Below are 16085 nucleotides of genomic sequence, written 5' to 3' on the forward strand. Positions count from 1 at the left end.
CGCTAACCCACATCGCAGCCGCATCCTGCCGATCGTCCTGGTTGTCCTGATCGCGGGCGGCGTCTTCGCCTATCTCGCGACGACCCGCGCGCCCGAAGCGGCGACGCGCATCGGCGTCGTCCACGAGACCGAGATCCATGTCGCGCCCGAGGTCGGCGGCCGTCTCGCGACGGTCCTTGTGGTGGCAGGGCAGCACGTCCAGAAAGGCGAGCCGCTGGCGACGCTGAGCATTCCCGAACTGACGGCCTCCGTCGAGGAAGCCGGCGCCACCGCCGCCAAGAGCCGGGCCGACCGGGACAATGTCTACGCCGGCGTCCGCAAGGAACAGGTCGACCAGTCCGCGGAAAACGTCGCGATCGCCGAATCGAACCTGGTTCTCGCGCGCCAGCAGTACGTCCGCACGGCGGACCTCGCCGCGAAGAACATCGAGAGCCAGCAGCAACTCGACCAGATCACCGCGTCGCTTCGCAGCGCCGAGGGCCGTCTGGCCCTGGCCCGCGCGACCTTCGAGCAGGATAAGGCCGGCCCAACCAAGGAAGAACGCGCAAGCGCCGATGCCAAGGTCGCGCTGGCCGATGCCGCGAAGCTCGCACTTGAGGCCAAGCTCGCCAAGACGCAGTTGCGGGCGCCGATGGACGGCATCGTGCGTATTCTTGTCGCCACGCCGGGCGAGGTGCTCGCACCGGGCGAGTCCATCATGACGCTGGCCGCCGGAAGCGAACGCTGGTTCACCTTCACGATCCGCGAGGACCGGCTCGACCGCATCCGCGTCGGGTCGAGGGTCGCGCTACGCACGGCCAAGGGCGACGCCCTCACGGGTCAGGTGACGCAGGTCTCGCCGCTCGGCGAGTTCGCCACCTGGCGGGCGGCCCGCGCCGTCGGCGATCACGACCTCAACAGTTTTCTCGTGCGTGTCGATCCCATCGGGCCCGATGCGGGGCTGGATCCCGGCATGACGGTCTGGCTCGATCCGGGTCCGGTGAGCCTGAGCACAGCAAGTTTGGCGCCGTTGTCGGATGCGCCAAGCCGCCCCTGACGACAGAAGGCTCGAAGACCGCCTGTCATCCGGCCGCACGCCAGCCAAAGGCCGTCAAATCCAGCCCCTCGCCGGTCGCGGTCTGGTTACGGCCTTTCTCCTTTGCCTCGTAAAGCGCGAAGTCCGCGGCCTGCACCAGAGACAGCGCGTCGCGCGTCTGGGTCGGCAGGCAGGCGGCGATGCCGATGCTGACGGTGAGCTTGCCGAAGGGGCTGCGGACATGCGGCCAGGCGAGGCGGGCGACCGCGCCGCGGACGGTCTCCGCCACGAGCCAGGCCCCGTCGAGATCGGTGCCCGGCAGGAGGATGACGAATTCCTCGCCGCCGAAGCGTGCGACGAGATCTGCGGGGCGCTGGATGGTATCGCGCAGCGCGCCGGCAACTGCACGCAGGCCTTCGTCGCCTTGCAGGTGACCATAGGCGTCGTTGTAGTCCTTGAAGAAATCGCAATCGACCATCAGCAAGGCCGCCGACGTCCCGTCCCGGATGGCGCGGACCCACTCGTTCTCGAGGATGCCGTCGAAACATCGCCGGTTGGGTAGAGCCGTCAAGCTGTCGGTCGCGGCGAGCTCCGACAACCGGAGTTCCGCGAGAGTTCGCCGATGCAGTTCCGACCCCAGCGTCACGGCAAGGCCGATGATGAGGCAGCTCAGGATCGCGAAACCGAACGCCATCAGGCCCACGCGCCACCGCCACACCGTCAGGAAGTGGCTGGTGGGCACGCCGACGACCAGGCGCATCGGAAGCCCGTCGATCTGGCGGAAACTGAAGATCCTTTCGGTTTGATCGATCGACGACACGCCCGTCAACAGGCCCGAGCCCAGCGACGTCTCCTGGAGAAAGATCGGGGATCTGCTCATGTCGCGGCCGATGTCGACGAAAGGCATCCGCGCCAGGATCGTCCCGTCGCCGTGAATGATCGTGATCGTGCTTCCCGAAGGCATGGCAACCGATCCGAAAAGATGCGTGAAGTAACTGAGTTTGAGGGTCCCCAGCACGATTCCAGCAAAGCTTCCGTCGGGATTGTCGATGCGGCGGCTTAGACCGATAACCCAAGTATCCGGCTGCAGGCGGCTCTTGAAAGGGTGGCTGACGAATAGCTCCGGCGTCGACGGCCCGCGGGCAAGGACCTTGAAGTAGTCGCGATCGGCCACGTCGAGGTCGCGCGGGAGTTCCGAATGCGAGTCGGCAACCAATTTGCCCGTCTGGTCGAGAATGAGAATCGAGCCGAGTCCCGACGCATTGGCCGACCGATCGAACAGAGCTGCCTGTCGCAGCTTCGGAGACAACGCTCGGATCGCAGGATCGAGGAATCCCTGGGCGGCAGCCTGCAGGGACAGGTCATAGAATTCGATGTTTCGGGCAACATCGAGCGTCACCAAGGCATCAACGTTGTTGACGAATATTTTTGCCGAACTCAGTTCGGCAACATAGGATTCGTAAATGATCGAGGCGAACAGCGCCCAGATCGCGACGAGGCTCAGCAGGAGTATGGTCGCAAACAAACGCCCAAGCCGCTGGACGGTTTCGGCCAGCCTCCGCATGCCAGCTAAGCAATGACTGAACAAAAAAAGCACCCGCAATTCCCCTCTAAAGGAGGTACCAAATGATCCTTAACTCCCGATGAAAAAAAACAAATAAGTATTCAGCGCCGCGATTGGATTGTGCAGGGCTGAAAAGCGGCGCTGGCTCGTACGGTACTCGGCCCGTATCGGGCGAGGAATCAGTATAGGCGGGCGTCGACGAGGACTTGTTACCTAAATTTGGTCTTCGAACACGATGTCGCCGGAGACGAGCGTCAGCTTGACCCGCCCTTCCATCCGCGCCTCGTCGAAGGGCGTATTCTTGCAGCGGGATCGCAGTTTGACGGCGTCGACGATAAACGGCTCTTCCGGGTCGAAGCGGATCAGGTCGGCCGGCGCATCCACCGCAAGGCGCCCCTGAGGCACGCGGAGGATCTCAGCGGGCCGGCTCGTCAGCGCCTGGAGCAGGCGCACCAGAGTGACCTGCCCCGATGCCACCAGACGGAGCGCCGCCGGCAGCATGGTCTCCAGCCCGATCGCGCCGGGCTCGGATTCCGCGAAAGGCAGACGCTTCACCTCGACGTCCTGCGGATTGTGATCGGAGACGATCACGTCGATGACGCCGGAGGCCAGCCCCTCGACCAGAGCGAGACGATCGTCCTCGCGACGCAGCGGCGGCCGCAGCTTCAGGAAGGTGCGATAGTCGCCGATATCGTTTTCGTTGAGGCTCAGGTGGTTGATCGAGGCGCCGCAGGTCACCGGCAGGCCGCGATCCTTGGCTTTGGCGATGATGTCGAGGGACGCCCGGGTCGAGATCAAGGGCGCGTGGTAGCGCGCGCCGGTGAGTGCCACGAGCTGCATGTCGCGTTCGAGGATGATGGTTTCGGCTTCACGCGGAATGCCGGTGAGACCCAGCCGCGAGGCAAGTTCACCCTCGTTCATCACGCCTTCGCTGGCGAGGTCGTGATCTTCGGCGAAGTGGATGATCAGCGCGTCGAAGTCGCGGGCATAGAGCATCGCGCGGCGCAAAATCCGGGCGCTGCGCAGCGAGCGCGAGCCCTCGCTGAAGGCGATGGCGCCGGCCTGCAGCAGCAGGCCGATCTCGGAAATGTCCTCGCCCTCCAAGCCCTTGGTCAGGGCGGCGCAGGGCAGGATGCGCACGCGGCCGGTATCGCGGGCGCGGCGCAGTAGAAAGTCCACGACGGCGGGATCGTCGACCGGCGGGTTGGTGTTCGGCATCGCCAGGATGGAGGTCACGCCGCCGGCGGCCGCCGCGGCGGTCGCGGTCGCGATGGTCTCGCGATATTCGGCGCCCGGCTCGCCGACGAAGGCGTGCATGTCGATGAGGCCCGGCGCGACGACGTCGCCGCGGCAGTCGATGGTGCGAACCTGCGGCGGCAGGCTGGAGGGCGTGATGGCGGCGCCGACCTGGCGGATGAAGCCCTGCTCGATCAGGACGCCGCCACGGATGTCCATGCCGCTGGCGGGATCGATCAGCCGGGCGTTGACGAGAGCCAGGGCCTGGCCCTGCTGGCCTTTGGGGAAGGTCACGCTGCTCATGCCGGGCTCACGTGTTGGGAAGATGCTGGGCGAGCGCCTCGAGCACTGCCATGCGCACGGCGACGCCCATCTCGACCTGCTCGCGGATCAGGCTCTGCGCCCCATCGGCCACCGCCGAGCCGATCTCCACGCCGCGGTTCATCGGGCCGGGATGCATCACCAGCGCGTCCGGCTTGGCCATCGCCAGCTTGGCTTCGTCGACGCCGTAAAAGTAGAAATATTCGCGCATCGACGGGACGAAGCCGCCGTGCATCCGCTCACGCTGCAGGCGGAGCGTCATGATGATGTCGGCATCGCGCAGGCCGGTCTTCATGTCGCGATAAACTTCGACCCCCATGTTCTCGATGCCGACGGGCAGCAGGGTCGAAGGCCCGATGACGCGCACGCGGGCGCCCATCCGCGAGAGCAACAGAATGTTGGAGCGGGCGACGCGTGAGTGCAGGATATCGCCGCAGATCGCCACGATCAGCCCCTCGATCCGGCCTTTGTTGCGGCGGATCGTCAGCGCGTCGAGCAGCGCCTGGGTCGGATGTTCGTGGGCGCCGTCGCCGGCATTGACCACGGAGCAATCGACTTTTCGCGCGAGAAGATGGACGGCGCCGGCGTGGTTGTGGCGGACTACGATGATGTCCGGCCGCATCGCGTTGAGGGTGATCGCCGTATCGATCAGGGTCTCACCCTTTTTGACGCTGGAGGTCGCCACCGACATGTTCATCACGTCGGCACCGAGCCGTTTGCCGGCCAGTTCGAACGAGGACTGGGTCCGCGTCGAGGACTCGAAGAACAGATTGATCTGGGTGCGCCCGCGCAACGTCGTGCGCTTCTTCTCGACCTGGCGGGAGACCGCGACGGCCTCCTCCGCGAGATCGAGCAGCGCGGTAATATCGGAAACCGACAGGCCCTCGATCCCGAGCAGGTGTCGACTTTGGAGGAGAGGCGCGGGCTGGCTTGTCATGGGCGATTGGTCTATCGGGGAGCTTGGCTCCAAAGTCAAAGGGCCGCGCCGAAAGCCGGCGGAAAGAGTTTCGAGGCCGCTGACCTTGGCTCTTTTGATTGCTTCATACCATATGTCGTGCCAAGGGCTCTCGATCTTGGCGTGCCGTTGAGGCGCGCGGAACGGGACTTGCCGGTGGATCGATGCTATCGGCGGCTCGCGCCCCGATCACGAATCGGCCCAAGCGGCGCATGAACAAGGATCGTTCAGGATGGATGTTGTCATCGTCGAGTCGCCGGCGAAGGCCAAGACGATCAATAAATATCTGGGGAAGAATTTCGAGGTTTACGCCTCGTATGGCCATATTCGCGATCTGCCGTCGAAGGACGGTTCGGTCGACCCGGAGGCCGATTTCGCCATGCTGTGGGACGTCGACACGAAGTCGGCGAAGCGCATGTCGGACATCGCCAAAGCCGTCAAAGGCTCGGACCGCCTGATCCTTGCGACCGATCCGGATCGTGAAGGCGAAGCGATTTCCTGGCACGTCCTGGAAGTGCTCAAGGCCAAGAAGGTCCTGAAAGACGTCGTCGTGCAACGCGTCGCCTTCAACGCCATCACCAAAACGGCCATTCTGGAAGCGATGTCGAAGCCGCGCGAGATCGACGCCGGGCTCGTCGACGCCTATCTGGCGCGCCGTGCGCTGGATTATCTGGTCGGCTTCACGCTGTCGCCGGTGCTGTGGCGCAAGCTGCCCGGCGCCAAGTCGGCCGGCCGGGTGCAGTCGGTGACGCTGCGGCTGATCTGCGAGCGCGAGCTCGAAATCGAAAAATTCGTCAAGCGCGAATACTGGTCGCTGCTGGCGAGCCTGAAGACCAAGGACGGCGCCGCCTTCACCGCGCGCCTCGTCGGCGCCGACGGCGAAAAGTTTGGCCGGCTCGACATCGCCACCGGCGAGCGGGCCCATGGGCTGCGCGACGCGCTGGAAGCCTCCACCTTCTCGGTCACCAAGATCGAAGCCAAGCCGGCGCGTCGCAACCCCTACCCGCCCTTCACGACGTCGACGATGCAGCAGGAAGCCTCGCGAAAACTCGGCTTCGCGCCGTCGCGGACGATGCAGCTGGCGCAGCGCCTCTACGAAGGCATCGACATCGGCGGCGAGACCATCGGTCTCATCACCTACATGCGTACCGACGGCGTCGATATGGCGCCCGAGGCGGTGACCTCGACCCGCGACGTGATCGCGAAGGAGTACGGCGACCGCTATGTGCCCAAGGCGCCGCGCAAGTACACGGTGAAGGCGAAGAATGCGCAGGAAGCTCATGAGGCGATCCGCCCGACCGACCTCGCCCGCCTGCCGAAGCAGGTGCTCAAGATGGTCGAGCCGGAGTTGGCGAAACTCTACGAGCTGATCTGGACCCGCACCGTCGCCAGCCAGATGGAATCCGCCGAGCTCGAACGCACCACAGTCGACATTCTGGGCGAAGGCAACGGCCGCAAGCTGGAGCTGCGCGCCAACGGCCAGGTCGTGCGCTTCGACGGCTTTCTGAAGCTCTATCAGGAAGGCAAGGACGACGAGGACGAGGAGGACGGTGGCCGCCTGCCGCCGATGGCCGAGCGCGACAAACTTGCCAAGGAAAAGATCGAGGCGACGCAGCATTTTACCGAGCCGCCGCCGCGCTTCACCGAAGCGACGATCATCAAGCGGATGGAAGAACTCGGCATCGGCCGGCCCTCGACCTACGACGCGACCGTGCAGACGCTGAAGGCGCGCGAATACGTGCGGCTCGACAAGAAGCGCCTGATTCCTGAGGACAAGGGACGGCTCGTCATCGCCTTCCTGGAAAGCTTCTTCACCCGCTACGTCGGCTATGATTTTACCGCCGACCTGGAGGAAAAACTCGATCGCATCTCCAACAACGAGATCGACTGGAAGCAGGTGCTTCGCGATTTCTGGGTGGACTTTTCCGCTGCGGTCGCCGGCACCAAGGAGCTGCGCACGACGGAAGTGCTCGACAATCTCAACGAGGTTTTGGGCCCGCACATCTTCCCGCAGCGCGAGGACGGGTCCGACCCGCGCGGCTGCACGGTCTGCGGCACCGGAAAACTGTCGCTGAAGCTCGGCAAGTTCGGCGCCTTCATCGGCTGCTCGAACTATCCCGAGTGCAAGTTCACCCGCCAACTCGCCACCGGCGAGGGCGCGGAAGCCGCGGAGCAGACCGGCACCAAGGTGCTCGGCCTCGATCCCGCCAGCGAGATGGAGATCACGCTGCGCGATGGGCGCTTCGGCCCTTACATTCAGCTGGGCGAAGGCGAAAAGCCCAAACGCTCGTCGCTGCCCAAGGGATTGGCGCCGGCGGACGTGACGCTGGAGCAGGCGATCGCCCTGCTATCGCTGCCGCGCGAAGTCGCGAAACACCCCGAAACCAAGGAGCCGATCGTCGCCGCGCTCGGCCGCTATGGACCTTACGTGCAGCACGGCAAGACCTATGCGAACCTCGGCCCCGACGACGACGTGCTGGAGATCGGCGGCAACCGGGCCATCGACCTGATCGTCGCCAAGGAGAGCGGCCTGTCCGGCCGGCGCTTCGGCGCCGACGCGACGCCGGGCAAGGTTTTGGGCGACCATCCCGATGGCGGTGCGGTGACGATCAAGGCCGGCAAGTACGGCCCATACGTCAACCACGGCAAGGTCAACGCCACGCTGCCCAAGGAGGTCGATCCGACGACGCTGACCCTGGAGGGCGCGGTCGCGCTGCTCACCGCCAAAGCGAGTTCCGGCGGTTCGATCCAGGGTCGGTTGCTCGGCGAGCATCCGTCGGGCGGTCCTATCACGGTACGCGCCGGGCGCTTCGGCCCCTACGTGAACCACGGCAAGACCAACGCCACGCTGGTGCGCGACATGTCGGCGGAATCCATTTCGCTCGAGGAGGCCATCCGGCTGATCGAGGACAAGGAAGGGGCGGCGCCGAAGAAGAAGACCGCGACCAAGAGCAAAGCCGCCGCCAAGCCCGCGGCACGCGCGACGGCCAAGAAGGCGCCGGCAAAAAAGGCGCCTGCCAAGAAGCCGGCGGCGAAGAAGAAAGTCGCGAAGAGCGCGTGACGCCAATCCCAACGTGGAGCGCGAAACGGTCTCATGATCCGAAAGACCGTCGATGTCGCCGTCGTCATCCCGGACGCAAGTCCGGTTCTGACGCTCGCGCGCATCGACCGGTTAGATTTGCTCGGCAGTTTTGCCGTCCCGATCAAGATCGTCGATCAGGTCCATTACGAGATCACGAAGGTCGAGAACGACCCCGAGGGCCATGTCGCAGCAGCACTCGCCCGACTGCACAATCAGATCGAGATCGTCGAGACGAATGTCGGCGTGGGCTTTCAGGTCCGGCGCAGCAGAAATCCTGCAGAATCAGGTCGGGACCTCGGCGAAATCGCGGTCGACGAATATGCGACGACCCTGGCGAAAACCAGCGGACCGAGCTTCGTCCCGCTCATCCTTTTCGAGGATCCAGACGTCCTCGAACTACGCATCGCGCGCCTCAAAGACGTCCACCTGTTGAACACTACAGCATGGCTTTTGACTCTTCACCGCGAAGGCTTACTTCCTGAGGGACTGGACTTGGTCGCGGACATTAATTCGAGCCGCAAGACGCCTATGGTTCCTTTCGAGAAGACGGGACTGACGGCCAAGGTGCGATCGGCATGGCTGAGAAAGAGTTTTGGGCGATGAGGGACAATCTGGAGGGGTGTTCACTGGCCGATGTCCTGGAACGGCTCGAGAAGGGCAAGATCGGGCATAGCGCCGCGATGGCTTGGCTGAACATCGACAGCCTGAATGATCTGGTCGAGATCATGCACACGAACGGCCGCCTGATGCCCGGCCATCAGCCGATGCGAGTCAGCTCGGAAACTCAGGCTCTGGTGCGCGCCGTCAGTCGGCCGGCCACGCGCTTGAAAGCCTCCGCTTGAAAGGCAAGATCACGCTCAAAAAGACCCGTGCGGCAAAAGCGGCCAAGGCGAAGGCGCCCGACAGCCCTGCCCTGCCGACCCGCGACGAGATTCTCGCCTTCATCGCCCGCGAGCGCGAGGTCGCCGGTGAGCGGACGCCTGCCAAGATCGGGAAGCGCGAGATCGCCCGCGCCTTTCAGATCACCGGCAGCGACAAGATCGGCCTGAAGCGCGTCCTCAAGGAGTTGGAGGCCGAAGGCGCTGTCGATCGCCGGCGGAAAAACCTCACCAAGCCGGGCGTTCTGCCGCCCGTCGTCCTCGCCGAGGTTTTTTCGCGCGATCGCGACGGCGATCTGCTCGCCAAGCCGGTCGACTGGGACGATGCCAACGGTCCCGCCCCGACGATCGTCCTGAATTTTCCGCGCCGCCCGCGGCCGGGCACGCCGATCCCCGGGCTCGGCGACCGCGCGCTCGTGCGCACCGAGATCGTTCCCGACGCAACCGGCAACGAACCGGCCTACACCGGCCGCGTCGTCAAGCTGATGGCCAAGGCGCGCGCGCAGATCCTCGGCATCTTCCGCGCGCTGCCGGGCGGGGGCGGCGAGATCCTGCCCGTCGACAAGAAGGCCGCCAACAAGGGCGCGATGGCGGTCCGCCCCGGCGACGAGGGCGAGGCGCAGGATGGCGATCTCGTCGCGGCCGAGCTGCTGCGCGGCGGCCGGCTCGGCCTGCCCAATGCCAAAGTCCAGGAGCGCATCGGCTCGTTCGGCAGCGAGAAGGCGGTCAGCCTGATCGCCATCCACAGCCACAAGATCCCCAACGTCTTCAAGCCGGAGACGCTCGCCGAGTCCGAGGCCGCGAAGCCGGCGAAACTCGCCGGTCGCGAGGACTGGCGCGACCTGCCGCTGATCACCATCGACCCCGCCGACGCCAAGGACCATGACGACGCGGTCTTCGCCCAGACCGACGACGATCCCGACAATCCCGGCGGCTTCGCGCTGAGCGTGGCGATCGCCGACGTCGCCGCCTACGTCAAACCCGGCTCTGCTCTCGACCGCGAGGCGCTGGAGCGCGGCAATTCCGTCTACTTCCCGGATCGCGTCGTGCCGATGCTGCCCGAGCGCATCTCCAACGACCTGTGCTCGTTGCGCCCGCAGGAGGATCGCCCGGCGCTGGCGATGCGGATGATCATCGACGCCAAGGGGGAAAAACGCGGGCAGACGCTGCACCGGATCATGATGCGCTCGGCGGCGAAACTGTCCTACCAGCGCGCCCAGGCGGCGGTCGACGGCAATCCCGACGCCGAGTCCGGTCCGCTTGTCGAGCCGGTGCTGCGCCCGCTCTATGACGCCTATGCCGCCCTCAAGATCGCCAAGGCCAGGCGCCAGCCGCTCGATCTCGGCCTCCCCGAACGAAAAATTCTGCTGAAGCCGGATGGCACCGTCGACCACGTCGTCACGCCCGAGCGGCTCGACGCGCATCGCCTGATCGAGGAGTTCATGATCCTCGCCAACGTCGCGGCGGCGGAGCTGCTGGAAGCGAAGAAGCAGATTCTGATCTACCGCGCGCATGGCGAGCCGAGCGTCGAGAAGATCCACAACCTCGGCGAGTTTTTGCAAACGATCGGCATCAAGCTGGCCAAGGGCCAGGTTCTGACGCCGGCGCAGTTCAACGGCATTCTGGCCCGCGTGAAGGGGACAGAGCACGAGCAGATCGTCAACGACGTAGTGCTGCGCTCGCAGGCCCAGGCGGAATACGTCGCCGACAATTACGGGCATTTCGGCCTGCATCTGCGCCGCTACGCGCATTTCACCTCGCCGATCCGCCGCTACGCCGATCTCGTGGTCCATCGCGCCCTGATCCGCGCCTACAAGCTCGGCAAGGACGGCCTGCCGGACATGGCGCCGGACGAGCTTGCCGATATCGCGTTGAAGATCTCCGCTTCCGAGCGGCGCGCGATGATGGCCGAGCGCGAGACGGTCGATCGGCTCATCGCCACCCATCTCGTCGACAAGATCGGCGTGATCTTTCAGGGACGCATCGCCGGCGTCACCCGCGCCGGCCTGTTCTGCAAGCTCGCCGACACCGGCGCCGACGGCTTTATCCCCGCCGCGACGATGGGCACCGAGTTTTTCCGCTACGACGAGGCGTCGCATGCCCTGATTGGCTCACGCAGCGGCAAGACCTATCGTCTCGGCGACACGGTGACGGTCAAGCTGGTGGAAGCCGCGCCCTTCGCCGGGGCGCTGCGCTTCGAGCTGGCCGATGGCGAAGCGGCGCCCTCACGCAAGACGATGGCCCCCGGTCTGGGCCGCAATCCCCCGCGCGTGCACAAAGGGCCGCGTGACGTTCGGTCCAATGGCGCGAAGCGGCGAAAGCGCTAACTTATGGTAGAGAGCGGACCAAACCCGTAAAGAATCATGATGCTCGACGAGACGATCCCTCACGCGACCGCGCCGAACGCCCAGCAAGGGCCGCGCAGCGCTTGGGCGGCCTTGAAGCGCGGGCTGCGGGGGCGCTGCCCCGCATGCGGCGAGGGCCGGATCCTTCGCTCGTATCTCACCGTGAACTGCTCGTGCTCGCTCTGCGGGGAAGAGTTCTACCACCACCGCGCCGACGATTTTCCGCCCTACATCACGATCTTCGTGGTGGGTCACATCCTCGGCGCGCTGATGTTCGCCGTCGACGATGTTTGGCCGGATCTGCCGATCGCGTTCCACTACGTGACCTGGCCCTTGCTCTGCATCCTCCTCTCGCTCTGGCTCCTGCCGATCTTCAAGGGCGGCCTCATCGCCTACCAATGGGCGTTGCGGATGCACGGCTTCGAGACGGCTCACGCCGCGCCCGCCGCGAGCGAATGCCTTGATCAGCCCAAGGCGATCCCGCAGCAATCCGCGGCGTAGTGGTTAGGCCCAATTCAACGTGACACCTCTTTCGTTCGACGGCGCCCGATGAACCGCGCTCTGCTTGGCGCCATCGTGATGGCGACCATCGCCGGCTGTGGCCTGTCGCTCACCGTGGCCCTGCTCTCGGTGCGGCTCGACGTCGCCGGTTACAGCGCCCATGCCATCGGTCTCAACACGGCGGCCGCCGGAATTGCCAGTCTGTTGGGCGCGCCGTTCGTGCCCCGCGTGGCGAAGCGCGTCGGCATCGCGCGCCTGCTCATGATCTCGCTCGCCATCGGCGGCCTGACGCTGCTCGGGTTTACGCTCACCCAGGACTACGGCGTCTGGCTCATCCTGCGATTCATCATGGGCATGGCGGTCACCGTGCTGTTCGTGCTGAGCGAATTCTGGATCACCACGGCCTCGACGTCGGATCGACGCGGACTGGCGATCGGTCTCTATGCGACGAGCCTGGGTGCCGGCTTTGCGCTCGGTCCGGTTCTTCTCGCCGCTGTCGGAACGTCGGGCAACCTGCCGTTCTTCATCGGGACTGCCTTGTTCTGGGGTGCCATCGTCCCGCTCGTGGCGAACACGCCGAGCGCACCGCTTCTCGAAACCCGAAGCCGCAAGCCGTTCTGGATGTTTTTGAAGGAAGCGCCGGTCGCGACCCTCGCCGGGTTGTTGCATGGCGCCATCGAGGTTGCAGGGATTGGGCTGCTGCCGGTCTATGCCCTGCGGGCCGGCGCCAGCGCCGAGCAAGGCGCGCTCTTCGCCAGCATCTTCGTGCTCGGCGCCGGCGCGATGCAGGTGCCGCTCGGGCTGCTGTCGGACCGCCTCGACCGGCGCAAGCTGCTGCTCGTCATCGCGGGCCTCGGACTCGTCGGGGCGCTGTTCCTTGCGGTGGTCGGCCTGTCCTCGCTGATTCTCTTCGAGGTGGTCCTGTTGCTGTGGGGCGGTACCGTCGGCGGCCTTTATCCCGTCGGCCTCGCGCATCTCGGCGCCCGCTACCGCGACGGCGAGTTGGCCGGCGCCAACGCCGCATTCGTGATGACCTATTCGCTCGGCATGCTGATCGGCCCCCCCTTGATCGGCGCCGGCCTCGATCTCGTACCGCCGAGCGGGTTCTTCCTCGGCATCGCGATCCTGATCGGCCTGTATCTCGCGGTCGCGGGTCTGCGGCTGACTAGGTCCGCTGCTTCCGTGACGGCCGGTTGACCCTCCGTACCGCCGCGGGCGTGGCACCCCGCAAGGCTCTTCTTGACAGACGACGCGCGCCGCCTATTGTGCACCTCGGTTGCGGGCCCTCGTCAGCGAGGAAGACCCGCTTGTTTTGTTTTGGCGAGTCGCCCCGGCTCGCGCTCTCAGGTTTGAAGTGCTATGGCCAAAGCGGCGATGATCAAGATCAAGCTCCTGTCGACTGCCGACACGGGCTATTTCTATGTCACCAAGAAGAATGCGCGGACGAAGACCGACAAGCTGTCGTACAACAAGTACGACCCGGTCGTCCGCAAGCATGTCGAGTTCAAAGAGACCAAGATCAAGTAAGATCGACGGTTCGAAACGCAGAATAGCGGCCTTCGGGCCGCTATTTTTGTGTGCTTTTTACGTTTTTGCGCGCTGCAGGTTTGCGCACCGCACGGCGGCATGCCCGCTAAAGCGAAGGTGGCCGGCGATCGATGGTTCGAGGAGGCCACTCCACACCACCGACGCGCCGGCCGACCCTACGGACCCAGGAGATGCGGCGGACCTGAGCACTCCGCAGGGTATTCACTACGCCGACTGCCCTACGCGTACGAAACGGATTTGAAGCCGCCTCGTCAAAGGCTACTCGCTCGGCAATCCGGACGTTACCTTTGCCGTAGCAAAATGCAAATAACGAATCGCATGGCGGCCCTTCATTCCCCGGTAGGGTTAACGAAATCGAAGACAGCGAAAGGCAGGCGTATCGGACCTGCTCGCGGAGACGGCTTGCAACATCTCGATAGGACGGCCGGTGCACACGAGTTTGGCGCGTGCTTCAGGCCACGCCTGCCGTCCTCCGGTCCTGTATCAGGCGCGCCGATGTGAGACTGCCAATGTCGCGGCGGGCGTCGGGTCTTGATCCGCCCACGCGCAGCGTTCATCCTCGCCTTCGAGCAGAGCCAACGATTGGTGACGCGTGACGCATCGTGACGCAAAAATGGTGTTGTCGGCTTCGCGGTTTTTTGTCGCGGTGCCCCCTCCCCCATGCTGCGCATGGTCCCCCTCCCCGGCTTCAAAGGGGAGGAGAGCGCCGCTCTGCGAGAAAACTAAGCGGCGTCTGCTGTCACTCTGTTGCGCCCCGCCGCTTTCGAACGATAGAGCGCGCGGTCGGCGCGCCGGTACATCGCGTCGGGTGCGTTTTCGTGCCCGCACTCGGCGAGCCCGATCGAGACGGTGATGGGAATGGCCGGCTTGTTGGGTCCAACGGTGAAGGGGTCTTTTTCCACGATCGACCGCACGCGCTCGGCGATCCGCGCCGCCACCGTCGAAGACGTATCAGGCATGACGATGACGAATTCCTCGCCGCCGAACCGGCAGACGAGGTCGCTGGCCCGGACGACTTTTCGCGTCCGGGATGCGAAGGATTTCAGAACCTCGTCGCCGGCATCGTGCCCATGGGTATCGTTCACCGCCTTGAAGTGATCGATGTCCAAAATCATCAGGGAAATCGGCTTGCCCTTGCGCGCCGCCTGATCGACCAGCCCGCCGAAATGGGTTTCGAAATAGCGGCGGTTGTTCAGGCCCGTGAGGGCGTCGATGACGGCCATCTCGATCGAGGCCTGGACGTCGTTGCGCAGGCGATCGGCGTAGCGCATGCGCCGGATCTGCGTGCGGACCCGCGCCTTGATCTCGTTGCGGTCGATGGGACGCAGCAGGTAATCGTTGACCCCGAGTTCGATGCCGCGAAGAAGTTTCGGGCGATCTTCCGGCTCGGCAATGATCAGGATCGGGATATGCCGCGTCCGCGCGAGCGACCGCAATTGCGAACACAGCCGCAAGCCGTCGTGGCCTTCCAGGCCGAGACTGACGATGAACAGGTCGTAGTGCCCGTCGGACGCCTTGAACAGGGCCTCCTGCGGGTCGTCTTCGACATCCACGTGATGCAGGTCGCGGAACGCCGTCTTGATGTGGTTGGCCGAGGCAAGGCGATCCTCGACGAGGAGGATGGTCCCGGGGCGCTTGTCTTCCTGCATCGCCGCCGCCAGGGGATCCGCGGCGCCGTACACCGCCGACGCCGCAACCCGCGCCCGCAACTCGTCGAACACTTCTTTGAGCCGCCCGAGCGATCGAATGCGGGCCGCCAGTGCGATCTCGTCGATCGGCTTGGTCAAAAAGTCGTCGGCACCGGCCTCGAGGCCACGGACGCGGTCGGCGGGCTGATCGAGGGCCGTGACCATGACGACCGGAATATGGTGGGTGTTGGGATCCTGCTTGAGCCGACGGCAGACTTCGAAACCATCCATGCCCGGCATCATCACGTCGAGGAGGACGATGTCGCACTCGCCGGCAGCGCAGATCGTCAGGGCTTCGGGTCCGCTCGATGCCATAATCACGTCGAAATACTCGGCGGTCAGCCGGGCTTCGAGCAATTTGCGATTGGGCGCGAGATCGTCGACCACGAGAATACGAGCAGACATAGACTTTCCTGCGTAGGGTCAGCGCACTTGAGGTCTGTGTAATCGCCTAAGGTGAAGGAAGCGTAGGCTCGGCCAGATAAGTGCGGACCGTTTCGAGAAATTTGACGACGGAAATGGGTTTCGACAAATACGCTTCGCAGCCGCCCTGGCGGATCTTTTCCTCGTCGCCCTTCATCGCGAAGGCCGTAATGGCGATAACGGGAATGTGACGAAGCTCCTCGTCGTCCTTGATCCATTGGATGACCTGAAGACCCGAGACCTCCGGCAGCTGGATATCCATGAGAATCAGATCAGGTCGATGAATCCGGGTCAGTTCGACGGCCTCGACTCCGCTCCGCGTCTGGACAGTCTTGTAGCCGTGGGCCTCAAGCAAGTCGTTGAACAGTTTCATGTTCAACTCATTGTCTTCGACGATGAGAACGCTTTTTTGCATCGGCGAGCCAGATTCCACCAAACCCCTGTCTAATCACAACGATAGACTAGGGCGACCACTACAATTGTATAGGACCTACAGATTGACGAAAGGAAAACCAGCAGGGTGAAGAAA

The 16085-nt window shown here is 64.6% G+C and carries 13 protein-coding genes; 8 read left to right on the forward strand and 5 right to left on the reverse strand.

What is annotated here, in order from left to right:
- Positions 1–1036 (forward strand): HlyD family secretion protein (locus GSQ79_RS00840; RefSeq protein ID WP_158806846.1); only part of this gene is annotated, 1036 nt, incomplete at its 5' end.
- A 25-nt stretch (positions 1037–1061) separates the two neighbouring features.
- On the opposite strand, the gene GSQ79_RS00845 is transcribed toward GSQ79_RS00840, so the two are convergent.
- From GSQ79_RS00845 to GSQ79_RS00855, 3 genes are all read right to left on the reverse strand, one after another.
- Positions 1062–2540, reverse strand: a complete 1479-nt coding sequence (locus tag GSQ79_RS00845) for a sensor domain-containing diguanylate cyclase (RefSeq protein WP_158806847.1) — start codon at positions 2538–2540, stop codon at positions 1062–1064.
- 252 nt (positions 2541–2792) lie between these two features.
- A complete protein-coding gene (gene pyrC, locus GSQ79_RS00850; protein ID WP_158806848.1) occupies positions 2793–4118 on the reverse strand; it encodes a dihydroorotase in 1326 nt (441 codons plus the stop codon).
- Between the two features lie 7 nt (positions 4119–4125).
- Positions 4126–5073 carry an aspartate carbamoyltransferase catalytic subunit gene (locus GSQ79_RS00855; protein WP_158806849.1) on the reverse strand — a complete coding sequence of 316 codons (948 nt, stop codon included), beginning with the start codon at positions 5071–5073 and terminating at the stop codon, positions 4126–4128.
- A gap of 250 nt (positions 5074–5323) precedes the next feature.
- Here GSQ79_RS00855 and topA point away from each other — a divergent pair, with 250 nt between their 5' ends.
- The 7 genes from topA (at position 5324) to rpmG (ending at position 13424) form a co-directional block, all read left to right on the forward strand.
- The gene (topA, locus tag GSQ79_RS00860; protein WP_158806850.1) at positions 5324–8152 is read left to right on the forward strand and encodes a type I DNA topoisomerase; all 2829 of its coding nucleotides are present in this window, start codon (positions 5324–5326) and stop codon (positions 8150–8152) included.
- Between the two features lie 33 nt (positions 8153–8185).
- A complete protein-coding gene (locus tag GSQ79_RS00865) occupies positions 8186–8776 on the forward strand; it encodes a hypothetical protein (RefSeq protein ID WP_158806851.1) in 591 nt (196 codons plus the stop codon).
- Positions 8749–9015, forward strand: a complete 267-nt coding sequence (locus tag GSQ79_RS00870; RefSeq protein WP_158806852.1) for a hypothetical protein — start codon at positions 8749–8751, stop codon at positions 9013–9015. Before GSQ79_RS00865 ends, GSQ79_RS00870 begins: the two co-directional genes overlap by 28 nt.
- Positions 9012–11378: a ribonuclease R gene (rnr, locus tag GSQ79_RS00875; protein ID WP_246725023.1), complete on the forward strand. Its 2367-nt coding sequence runs from the start codon at positions 9012–9014 to the stop codon at positions 11376–11378. The genes GSQ79_RS00870 and rnr overlap by 4 nt, the downstream gene beginning before the upstream one ends.
- 39 nt (positions 11379–11417) lie before the next feature.
- On the forward strand, positions 11418–11897 hold the full coding sequence (locus tag GSQ79_RS00880) for a DUF983 domain-containing protein (RefSeq protein WP_246725024.1): 480 nt from the start codon (positions 11418–11420) through the stop codon (positions 11895–11897).
- A 48-nt stretch (positions 11898–11945) separates the two neighbouring features.
- Positions 11946–13094: an MFS transporter gene (locus tag GSQ79_RS00885; protein WP_158806854.1), complete on the forward strand. Its 1149-nt coding sequence runs from the start codon at positions 11946–11948 to the stop codon at positions 13092–13094.
- 162 nt (positions 13095–13256) lie between these two features.
- Entirely contained in the window at positions 13257–13424 is a 168-nt protein-coding gene (gene rpmG / locus GSQ79_RS00890) for a 50S ribosomal protein L33 (protein WP_158806855.1), read from the forward strand.
- Between the two features lie 743 nt (positions 13425–14167).
- On the opposite strand, the gene GSQ79_RS00895 is transcribed toward rpmG, so the two are convergent.
- Positions 14168–15538 (reverse strand): PleD family two-component system response regulator, encoded by a 1371-nt coding sequence (locus GSQ79_RS00895; protein ID WP_158806856.1) that lies wholly within the window; start codon positions 15536–15538, stop codon positions 14168–14170.
- Between the two features lie 46 nt (positions 15539–15584).
- Positions 15585–15971, reverse strand: coding sequence for a response regulator (locus tag GSQ79_RS00900; RefSeq protein ID WP_158806857.1), 387 nt, complete (start codon positions 15969–15971; stop codon positions 15585–15587).
- Between the last annotated feature and the right edge of the window lie 114 nt (positions 15972–16085).

Origin of the sequence: Beijerinckia sp. L45 (assembly GCF_009765775.1) — a bacterium.
Lineage (GTDB): Bacteria > Pseudomonadota > Alphaproteobacteria > Rhizobiales > Beijerinckiaceae > RH-AL1.

What these genes read in the sequence shown, in the direction of transcription:
- GSQ79_RS00895 (WP_158806856.1), bottom strand. Translation starts at nt 15,538, where the DNA reads ATGTCTGCTCGTATTCTCGTGGTCGACGATCTCGCGCCCAATCGCAAA.
- GSQ79_RS00880 (WP_246725024.1), top strand. Translation starts at nt 11,418, where the DNA reads ATGCTCGACGAGACGATCCCTCACGCGACCGCGCCGAACGCCCAGCAA.
- rpmG (WP_158806855.1), top strand. Translation starts at nt 13,257, where the DNA reads ATGGCCAAAGCGGCGATGATCAAGATCAAGCTCCTGTCGACTGCCGAC.
- GSQ79_RS00865 (WP_158806851.1), top strand. Translation starts at nt 8,186, where the DNA reads ATGATCCGAAAGACCGTCGATGTCGCCGTCGTCATCCCGGACGCAAGT.
- GSQ79_RS00870 (WP_158806852.1), top strand. Translation starts at nt 8,749, where the DNA reads ATGGCTGAGAAAGAGTTTTGGGCGATGAGGGACAATCTGGAGGGGTGT.
- topA (WP_158806850.1), top strand. Translation starts at nt 5,324, where the DNA reads ATGGATGTTGTCATCGTCGAGTCGCCGGCGAAGGCCAAGACGATCAAT.
- GSQ79_RS00855 (WP_158806849.1), bottom strand. Translation starts at nt 5,073, where the DNA reads ATGACAAGCCAGCCCGCGCCTCTCCTCCAAAGTCGACACCTGCTCGGG.
- GSQ79_RS00885 (WP_158806854.1), top strand. Translation starts at nt 11,946, where the DNA reads ATGAACCGCGCTCTGCTTGGCGCCATCGTGATGGCGACCATCGCCGGC.
- pyrC (WP_158806848.1), bottom strand. Translation starts at nt 4,118, where the DNA reads ATGAGCAGCGTGACCTTCCCCAAAGGCCAGCAGGGCCAGGCCCTGGCT.
- GSQ79_RS00900 (WP_158806857.1), bottom strand. Translation starts at nt 15,971, where the DNA reads ATGCAAAAAAGCGTTCTCATCGTCGAAGACAATGAGTTGAACATGAAA.